Raw genomic sequence first — 7,787 nt, 5'->3', positions numbered from 1 at the left:
GATCGTGGACGGGCTGCGGCCCAGCTCGGCCGCGATCGCCCGCCGCGAGCGGCCCGCCGCCAGCCCGTCCGCGATCGCGATCCGCTCGCCCGCGCTCAGGAACCGGCCCGAGTCCGGCCCGGGCCGCCAATAGTGCCCGGTCCTGCGGTCGACCCCGACCCTGCGGCACGCCTCGACCGTGCCCACGCCCTCCGCCACAAGAGCAAAATAGCGGCGGCGTTCCGCCGCCAGCCTCACCCGGCCCCGCGGAGCCCGACCACGCCCGACCACGACCACTGCAACCCCTGCACAACTCAGGCGTTGCAACCACCACTAGAACCCAAGCTGATTCCCTCAGGGTTCCCCTCACGACTTACGGAAGCCAGCCACCACCAGACCGATCACCACCAGCACCACAGCCAGTCCGCCGAACCCCGCCCCCAGCGTCGCCGCCGACGCGATCGCGCCGACCAGCAGCGGCCCGCCCGCGTCGCCCAGTTCCCGGCCGACCTCGGCCGCCCCCATCGTCTGCCCGAGCCGTTCCTTCGGCGCGGAACCGGCCAGATGCGCGAACCCGATCGGCGTCGCCACCCCGACCCCGACGCCGATCGCCACCGCCGCGACCACCACTCCCACGACACCCGGCACGAACGCGCCCAACGCCAGCCCGGCGGCGGTCAGCAGCAGCCCGCCCGCCATCCCCCATCCGTCGGGGATCCGCCCGGCGTCCCGGAGCCGGCCAGCCCACGGCTGCACCAGCGCGGAGCACAACGCCAGCACCGACACCACTGCGCCGGTCGCCACTGTGCCGAGTCCGCTCGCTGCCCCGGTGACCGGCAGGAATCCGATCCCCACCGCGAGCGCCCCGGTCGTTCCGGCGAGCACCGCGGTCGGCCGCAGGAAGCCAGGTTCAGCGAGCCGACGGGCAAGGTCGACAACGGTCTGTCGCTGCCGCGGCAACGGTTCCGGCGCGGGTACCACCAGTGCGGCCCATCCGGCGACAACGAAAGCCAGCACCGCCAGGGTGCCGAACAGCAAGGAGAATCCGCCCAGCGTGATCAGCACGCCGCCAAGCAACGGGCCCAGCGTGTACCCGACGCTCTTCCACGCGCCGTAACCGCCGAACGCCCGCCCCTGCCGTTTCGTCGGCGACAACCGCGCGACGAGCGCCCCAGCCGCGGGCGAGAAGGCCGCCGCGGCCGCGCCTTGACCGAATCGCGCCAGCCCGACCGCCGCCGGGTTGCCCGCGACGACAAAGGCCGCCGACGCGAGCGCGAACGCCAGCAACCCGCCGAGCAGGACCGGCCGCGGCCCGATCCGGTCGGCCAGCGAGCCGAACACCGGCTTCAGCACGACCTCGGCCCCGTCGTAGACCGCGAGCAGCAATCCGAGGGTCAGCAAGGAATCGCCGTGCGTGTACGCGCCGAGGCTGGCGGCGATGCTGTGCGCGCCGAACGCGGTGACGAACCCGGCGGCGTACAGCGGACGCAGCTCAGCAGAACGCATCGAAAACCCTCACATCTGGTGCAGGGCTTGGAAAACCTGCTCGGTGTAGTCCGCGAGCCGCTCAGCGCACCGCTTCAGCCGCTGCTCAGCCTCCGCCGCCGAAGGCGCGCCGAACACGTCGCGCGCCTTCAGGTCCCGGTGCCAGCGCCGCAACCGCTCGAGGCTCTGCTCTTCCTCTTCCAGCTCGGCCATCGTGAACTTGCCGATCCGGATTTCCTTGTCGATCTCGGCGTCGAACTTCCCGCAGTCGGCCAGGAACTCCGTCCACTCCTCTTCCCGCTCGGCAGTGAACAGCTCCACCAGGCGCGAACCGTCCCGTTCCGCGGCGTCGAGCGTGATCACCTCGCCGTCGCCGCGTTCGGCCAGCTCGACGGCCCGCTCGACGCCGCCGGCGAACCCGGGCACGTCCGGCACCGCCCAGGCACCCTGCCCGAGCGACAACGCGCCTACCCGCCGCAGCTCACGCCACACGGCGACCCGATGCCGCGACGGTCCGGACGGCACCCGAACCACCAGCACCAGCCACTTGTCGTCTGCCACAGCACAGAATGTATCACGTGTTACATTCAGGCAGGTAGCGCCGCAAGAAACGCGCCGACCGTCCGATCCGCCAACGCCCGACGGTCCGCCAGCGGCAGCGAGAGGCACTGCAGCGTCACGCCGTCGATCATGGCGAACACCTGCGCCGCGACGTCCTCGGACAACCCGGCGTTGACATACCACTGCCGCAGCTCGCGATCGAGGTTCGCGTTTTCCTTCTGCAGCACCGGATCCACGACGGCTGCCGCCGCGTACGCGAGCCACACCCGGGCCCGCCGGGCGCGCGGTTCGTCCAGCGGCAGCCACAGCTCGACGAAGTCGGCGACCGATTTCGGTTGCGCCGCTTCGATTTCCGCCAGGAACTGCTCGCCCGCATACTCGAAACCGGCGCGCACGAGGTCGCTTTTGGTCCGGTAGTAGTACTGCACTTGAGCCGGGGAAACGCCCGCCGCGGCGGCGACCGTGCGCACACTGAGCGCGCCGATTCCCTGCTCCGCCAACACATTCAGCACCGCGTCGAGCACATGGGTGGCTCGCTTCACTGCCGGGACGCCCGCCACGCGACCGCGACCAGTTCAAGCACCCCGATCACTCCCACGACCACCCCGACCTGCCGCAGCCCGATCACCGGCGTCTCGACGTCGTGGAACACGAAGTACAGCACCGCGCCGACGACCACCATCAGCACGCCGACCGCGATCTGCCCCAGTTTTCCGGTCATCACACCCCTCCTATACGAACGTACAATACGACCGTACAGGACTAGCCGGTTTTCCGCGCCGCCACCCGCTCGACGATCCCGGCCTTGCTCCGCTCCGCCCGCTCCACCTCGAACCCGGCCGCGGCGAGCAACGGCAGCGGCCGGCGGGTCAGGTAATCCCCCAGCCGGGACACGGTCAGCTTCTCCAGCAGCCGCTGACCAGCGAGAACGAACCGGCGATGGCTGCCGACGTGGTCCAGCAGCAGCAACCGGCCGCCCGGCCGCAGCACCCGGTTCATCTCCGCGATCGCACCGCGTTCGTCCGGGACGCCGCACAGGCCCAGCGTGCAGACGACGGTGTCGAACGTGCTGTCCGGGAACGGAAGGGACTGCGCGTCCGCCTCGGTGAGCGTCGCCTCGCGGCCGGTCTCGGCGGCGCGCCGACGGGCGAGATCCAGCATCGACGGGCTGAGGTCGATCCCGGTCAGCCGCACGTCCGGCGGGTACAACGGCAGGTTCCGACCGGTCCCGACGGCGACCTCCAGCACCTCCCCCGAAGCCTGCCCGCACACCCACTCGCGGCCGTCGGCGAGCAGCGCCCGCTCGAACCACGCGATGTCGCGGTCGTAGCGCGGCGCGGCCTCGTCCCACGTCCGCCGCAGCCAGTCCGGTCCCCGTTCCGCCATCGTCGCGAACTCCTCTCGATCGAGCGCTGCCCCGGCTACCCTCGCATCCCGTGGGGCGCTTCGACTACGACGCCGAACCGCACGCCGGGCTGGTGTCACAAACTCCCGGCGGCCGGCGTCCTATGGGCGATCGACCCCAGAACGCGAAGGAGCCATCCATGACAGCGCCCGGCGAAGCGAGCCCGGACCTCGCCACCGAGACCTTCCTCGCCCACCGGAACCTGCTGTTCACCGTGGCCTACGAGATGCTCGGCTCGGCCGCCGACGCCGAGGACGTGCTGCAGGAAACCTGGCTGAAGTGGGCGGGGGTCAACCTCGAGGAGATCCGCGAGCACCGCGCCTACCTGGTCCGGATCACCACCCGCCAGGCGCTGACCCGGCTGCGCACGCTCGGCAGGCGCAAGGAGTCCTACGTCGGCACCTGGCTGCCCGAACCGCTGCTCACCGCGCCGGACGTCGCCGAGGACGTCGAACTGGCCGACAGCGTTTCGACGGCGATGCTGCTGGTGCTCGAAACGCTGCGGCCGACCGAGCGCGCGGTGTTCGTGCTGCGCGAGGTCTTCGACGTGCCCTATGACGAAATCGCCGAAGCCGTCGGCAAAACCCCGGCCGCGGTACGGCAGATCGGGCACCGGGCGCGGTCGCACGTCTCGGCCCGCCGCCCGCGCGGCGACGTCACGCCCGCCGAAACCCGCGGCGCGCTCGACGCGTTCAAGAAGGCCGTCGAGACCGGCGACCTGCAAGGCTTGCTCGACCTGCTCGCCCCGGACGTCGTCTTCCTCGGCGACGGCGGCGGCGTCAAGCAGGCGGTGCCGCGGCCGATCGTCGGCGCGGACAAGGTCGCGCGGCTGCTGGCCGCCGGGAGCGCCCAGATCCCCGCGCCGCTGCGCCCGATGCAGGTCAACGGGCATCCGGCGCTGGTGCTGAAGCTCGACGGCGAGGTCGACACGGTCCTCACGCTGCGCATCGACGACGGCAAGATCACCGGCCTGTACGCGGTGCGGAATCCGGCGAAGCTGTCGCACATGGACACGGAAACCGCCCTCCGCCGCTGACTCCTCGCCGGTACTACGGAAAGTAGCGCCGACGCTGGCGCGCGCCACCCGGTCGGACCATGCCATCCTGGTCCGGCCAGGGGCGGCCCGTGGGGCCGCCGCCGTACCGAGGAGAGGACCGACGTGGGCGTTGTCAGCTGGATCGTGCTGGGCCTGATCGCCGGAGTGATCGCGAAGGCCCTCATGCCGGGCAAGGACCCGGGCGGCTGCATCATCACCATCCTGCTCGGGATCGGAGGCGCGTTCGTGGGCGGCTGGATCGGCAAAACGCTGTTCCACACCCAGCTCGGGACGTTCTTCGACCTGCGCACGTGGGGTCTCGCGGTGCTCGGCGCGCTGGTCATCCTGACCGGCTACCGGCTCATCGTGGGCGGCCGCCGCCGCGACTGACCCGCACGGGCGGCCCGCTGCCGGACGCGGCGGGCCGCCCCCGCTCCGCGGCTTCCCGGACTCACCCGCACGGGGCGTCGAACCGAACTCGACCCCGGATTCCGGCCGGATTTCGTGGCAGAATCAGCGGAGAAGTCCCGGCCAGGTCGACGGGCGGAGCGGACGATGGCGCTGCGCGACCACGAACAACACCAGCTGGACGAGATCGAGCGATGCCTCGCCCAGGAAAATCCGCGCCTTGCCCGCCGGTTCGAGAAGTTCCGCCCCATGCCCGCGGTCACCTTCGCCGCGGCGGCGCTCGGCGTGCTCAGCGTGTTCCTGACCGGCCTGGTCACCCTGGTGGTCGGCTTCGGAATGGGCTCAGCCGCCCCGATCGCGGTGGGCGCGGTCCTCACGACGGCGATTCCGCTCGCGATCATCTGGTTTTATCGTTGCCATTGGCGTTGAGGCTCTCGTACGAAGCTTGCGGTGCAGCGCGAATCCTTCGCCCACGACGCCCGCGCTCACACCCCATGCAGCGACACGCGCCGGGCGGACCGGCGGGGCAAGGCGAACCCGGCCCCGCCCACCTCTCAGCCAGCACTCCGCCCCCGCGCCAACCGGCGGTACAGCGCGAACCCCCGCCCCGCGCACGCGGCAGCCGAACCCGGCATCAACCCCGCCCGCCGCGCACACCTCAGCCAGCGACCCGCCCCCGCGCCAACCCACCGGTGCAGCACGAACCCCACACCCACGACAACCGCACCACTCCCGCCCGCACCTCAGCCAGCGACCCGCCGCCGGGCGAATCGGCGGTACAGCGCGAATCCCGCGATCGCGGTGACCAGTTCCCAGGCGACCGTCGTGATCACCGAGACCGACAGGACGTCGAGCCGGTCCGGCGACGAGGCCCGGAGCTGGCCGCGCGCGTCCATGCGGATGCGGGTCAGGCCGCGGGCCGCCGGGTCGGAGCGCAGCGGGATGTTCGCTTCCTCGGCGCCGCCGTCCGGGGCGGTCCACGTGACGCGCCGGGTGTCGGGCATCGCGGCGCCCTCGCTCCCGCGCAGCGCGCCGGATCCGGGCTCCACGGCGGCGACGACGGACCGGCCCGGCGCGCGGTCGATCGCCGCCGAGCCCTGCCGGTGGATCCACAGCCCCAGGCAGATCCCGGCCAGCGCCGAGACCGCGACCGCCGCGGCCAGGACCGGAAGGAGGAACACGCGCCCGCGCGCCGCGGACGCGCGGAAACCAGAAGCCATGATCCGAGAATGCCGCGAAAACCGGGAACGCGGCAGGGTTCGCGGACAAATGTGCCCAAGTCGCAGGAAAAAAAGCCCGCCGCGGGCAATCCGAGCCGGGATCGATGTCCGATTTCACCCGTTCTTTTCACTCATTCGTGGGTAACACCACGCTGAGGCAACTCAGCCGCCGCAGCCGGATCGGCGAGACGCGTTCCATTCCGCACCGGCCGCCGGTCGTGCTGACACGTCGTTTATTGGCGCTGTCTTCCGTTAGTACGTGGAATTCTCCCCCGGCGCCCCATCATTCCCCGCCGGAGGCGCTCAGCAACGCGAGTCCGGTGGCCGTCGCCGCGTGCCGGACGGTTTTCCCGTCCTGCTGGCTTTCCACCAATCCCGCGCGGCGCAGGACGCCCGCGTGCTTGCTCGCCGCGACCGGTGTCACGCCGATCTCCCCGGCCAGTTCCGCGGTGGATCTCGGGACCGCCAGCGCGTGCAGCGCGCGGGCCCGGGTGGGGCCGAGCAGGTCTGGCAGCGGGTCCTGGACGGCGTCGCCCGCGGTGATCACGGGCCGGGCCAGTACCACCGGCGGTTCTGGTCCGGTCGCCGGATCCGGTTCCACGATCCGGAAATAAGCCGGGATCACGAGCAAGCCTCCGAAGTAGACACTGCGATCCGTAGGAGGTCCGCCGAAGAATTCCGGGCCCTCCCAGGGGATCGCGGCGCCGGACCGTTCCGAGTGGACGGCCGGAGTCTGCCGCGCGAGGCTGTACGACGTGAGCAGCGTGCGCGCCCCGTCGGCCACTTCCCCGACCCACGACGGCGCGACCCCGTGCACGAAGAACGTCTGAAGGTCGGCGCGCAGCCTCGTTTTCTCCACGCGCACGACGCCGTCCCCCGCGACCGGACCGATCTCCCGCCGCCGCTCCGCCGGTCTCAGCACCCCTGTGCGGCGGACCGTCGCGTCGCCGCCAGCGGGCAGCGCCTTCACCGCCCGGTTACGGAACTCCAGCGCCGGCGCCGGACGGGGTTGCGGAAGCAGCCCCTCCCGCCGAAGCTGCTTGCGGGCACGCGCGGACCAGACCCGCAGCCCGCCCGCCGGGCGGCGGCTCTGCAGCGCGGTGAGGCTCAGCACCAGTTCCCACAGCGGATCGGGGCCGGTGCGCCGCCTCGTCCGGCCGAAATCGTCGTCGGTGAAATGAATGCGCAACGCCATGTGCTCCCCCTGCCCCCCGACATGGTTGCGCTTCCAGGGTGCCGCGCCGGTCCGCCGCTGTCCAGGCACTTGTTCGATCAGGGGAAAGAACCCACCGAATGCGAGCGAATCTCGCTGAATCAGGTGGTCCTCGCGCAGACGACCGGTGCGCGCGAATCGGCATCCGCATTCGGCGGGCGTGCAGCGTGCACGTCCGGATGCACCCGGATCCAGGCCGTGCAGGCGGCTCCCGGGATGCGCGGAATACCAGCAGTTCCCGACATTCGTCGCAGCGATTTCCCCCAGCCGGGCGACTAATTGCGCCGAAACCCGCGAAACGGGGCCCGGCCGCGTGGGCCGGACCCCGTTTCCGGTGCCTTCAGTGCGTCGGGCTCAGCTGAGCAGGAGGCCGTTGCCGCCGGCGACGGCGTTGTCGAAGCGCTTGCTGATCTCGGCCCAGTTGAAGATGTTCCACAGGGCGTTGACGTAGTCCGGCTTCACGTTCTTGTAGTCCAGGTA

At 71.3% G+C, this 7,787-nt stretch carries 12 protein-coding genes; 3 read left to right on the top strand and 9 right to left on the bottom strand.

All coding sequences use genetic code 11. The annotated features are described in order from the left end of the window. The 6 genes from PUT80_RS45865 to PUT80_RS45840 form a co-directional block, all read right to left on the bottom strand. On the bottom strand, positions 1-198 hold a 198-nt coding region (locus tag PUT80_RS45865), incomplete at its 3' end, for a helix-turn-helix domain-containing protein (protein ID WP_275295886.1). 147 nt (positions 199-345) lie between these two features. Beyond that, entirely contained in the window at positions 346-1,485 is a 1,140-nt protein-coding gene (locus PUT80_RS45860; protein WP_275295885.1) for an MFS transporter, read from the bottom strand. Between the two features lie 9 nt (positions 1,486-1,494). Continuing rightward, the gene (locus PUT80_RS45855) at positions 1,495-2,025 is read right to left on the bottom strand and encodes a Chromate resistance protein ChrB (RefSeq protein ID WP_275295884.1); all 531 of its coding nucleotides are present in this window, start codon (positions 2,023-2,025) and stop codon (positions 1,495-1,497) included. A 26-nt stretch (positions 2,026-2,051) separates the two neighbouring features. Continuing rightward, entirely contained in the window at positions 2,052-2,567 is a 516-nt protein-coding gene (locus PUT80_RS45850; protein WP_275295883.1) for a TetR/AcrR family transcriptional regulator, read from the bottom strand. Beyond that, positions 2,564-2,746, bottom strand: a complete 183-nt coding sequence (locus PUT80_RS45845) for a hypothetical protein (protein WP_275295882.1) — start codon at positions 2,744-2,746, stop codon at positions 2,564-2,566. The genes PUT80_RS45850 and PUT80_RS45845 overlap by 4 nt, the downstream gene beginning before the upstream one ends. A gap of 41 nt (positions 2,747-2,787) precedes the next feature. Beyond that, entirely contained in the window at positions 2,788-3,411 is a 624-nt protein-coding gene (locus PUT80_RS45840) for a class I SAM-dependent methyltransferase (protein WP_275295881.1), read from the bottom strand. 158 nt (positions 3,412-3,569) lie between these two features. Between PUT80_RS45840 and PUT80_RS45835 the strand changes: the two genes are divergently transcribed. The 3 genes from PUT80_RS45835 to PUT80_RS45825 all read left to right on the top strand — a co-directional run bounded on the left by PUT80_RS45835 (position 3,570) and on the right by PUT80_RS45825 (position 5,303). Then, positions 3,570-4,466: an RNA polymerase sigma-70 factor gene (locus PUT80_RS45835; RefSeq protein ID WP_043833161.1), complete on the top strand. Its 897-nt coding sequence runs from the start codon at positions 3,570-3,572 to the stop codon at positions 4,464-4,466. Positions 4,467-4,589: 123 nt separating this feature from the next. Next, positions 4,590-4,856 (top strand): GlsB/YeaQ/YmgE family stress response membrane protein, encoded by a 267-nt coding sequence (locus PUT80_RS45830; RefSeq protein WP_037820087.1) that lies wholly within the window; start codon positions 4,590-4,592, stop codon positions 4,854-4,856. A 165-nt stretch (positions 4,857-5,021) separates the two neighbouring features. Further along, positions 5,022-5,303 carry a DUF3040 domain-containing protein gene (locus tag PUT80_RS45825; protein WP_037820086.1) on the top strand — a complete coding sequence of 94 codons (282 nt, stop codon included), beginning with the start codon at positions 5,022-5,024 and terminating at the stop codon, positions 5,301-5,303. A gap of 314 nt (positions 5,304-5,617) precedes the next feature. On the opposite strand, the gene PUT80_RS45820 is transcribed toward PUT80_RS45825, so the two are convergent. From PUT80_RS45820 to PUT80_RS45810, 3 genes are all read right to left on the bottom strand, one after another. Continuing rightward, a complete protein-coding gene (locus tag PUT80_RS45820; RefSeq protein WP_275295880.1) occupies positions 5,618-6,094 on the bottom strand; it encodes a hypothetical protein in 477 nt (158 codons plus the stop codon). Positions 6,095-6,377: 283 nt separating this feature from the next. Beyond that, positions 6,378-7,289, bottom strand: coding sequence for a winged helix-turn-helix domain-containing protein (locus PUT80_RS45815; protein WP_275295879.1), 912 nt, complete (start codon positions 7,287-7,289; stop codon positions 6,378-6,380). A gap of 372 nt (positions 7,290-7,661) precedes the next feature. Continuing rightward, on the bottom strand, positions 7,662-7,787 hold a 126-nt coding region (locus PUT80_RS45810), incomplete at its 5' end, for a Fe-Mn family superoxide dismutase (protein WP_275294775.1).

The organism is Amycolatopsis sp. La24, assembly GCF_029087445.1.
Lineage (GTDB): Bacteria > Actinomycetota > Actinomycetes > Mycobacteriales > Pseudonocardiaceae > Amycolatopsis > Amycolatopsis nivea.
This window is presented reverse-complemented; position numbering and strand designations above follow the sequence as displayed.

Bases quoted from the DNA above. Each gene is read 5' to 3' on its own strand.
- PUT80_RS45820 (WP_275295880.1), bottom strand. From the start codon at position 6,094: ATGGCTTCTGGTTTCCGCGCGTCCGCGGCGCGCGGGCGCGTGTTCCTC.
- PUT80_RS45860 (WP_275295885.1), bottom strand. From the start codon at position 1,485: ATGCGTTCTGCTGAGCTGCGTCCGCTGTACGCCGCCGGGTTCGTCACC.
- PUT80_RS45815 (WP_275295879.1), bottom strand. From the start codon at position 7,289: ATGGCGTTGCGCATTCATTTCACCGACGACGATTTCGGCCGGACGAGG.
- PUT80_RS45835 (WP_043833161.1), top strand. From the start codon at position 3,570: ATGACAGCGCCCGGCGAAGCGAGCCCGGACCTCGCCACCGAGACCTTC.
- PUT80_RS45825 (WP_037820086.1), top strand. From the start codon at position 5,022: ATGGCGCTGCGCGACCACGAACAACACCAGCTGGACGAGATCGAGCGA.
- PUT80_RS45840 (WP_275295881.1), bottom strand. From the start codon at position 3,411: ATGGCGGAACGGGGACCGGACTGGCTGCGGCGGACGTGGGACGAGGCC.
- PUT80_RS45845 (WP_275295882.1), bottom strand. From the start codon at position 2,746: ATGACCGGAAAACTGGGGCAGATCGCGGTCGGCGTGCTGATGGTGGTC.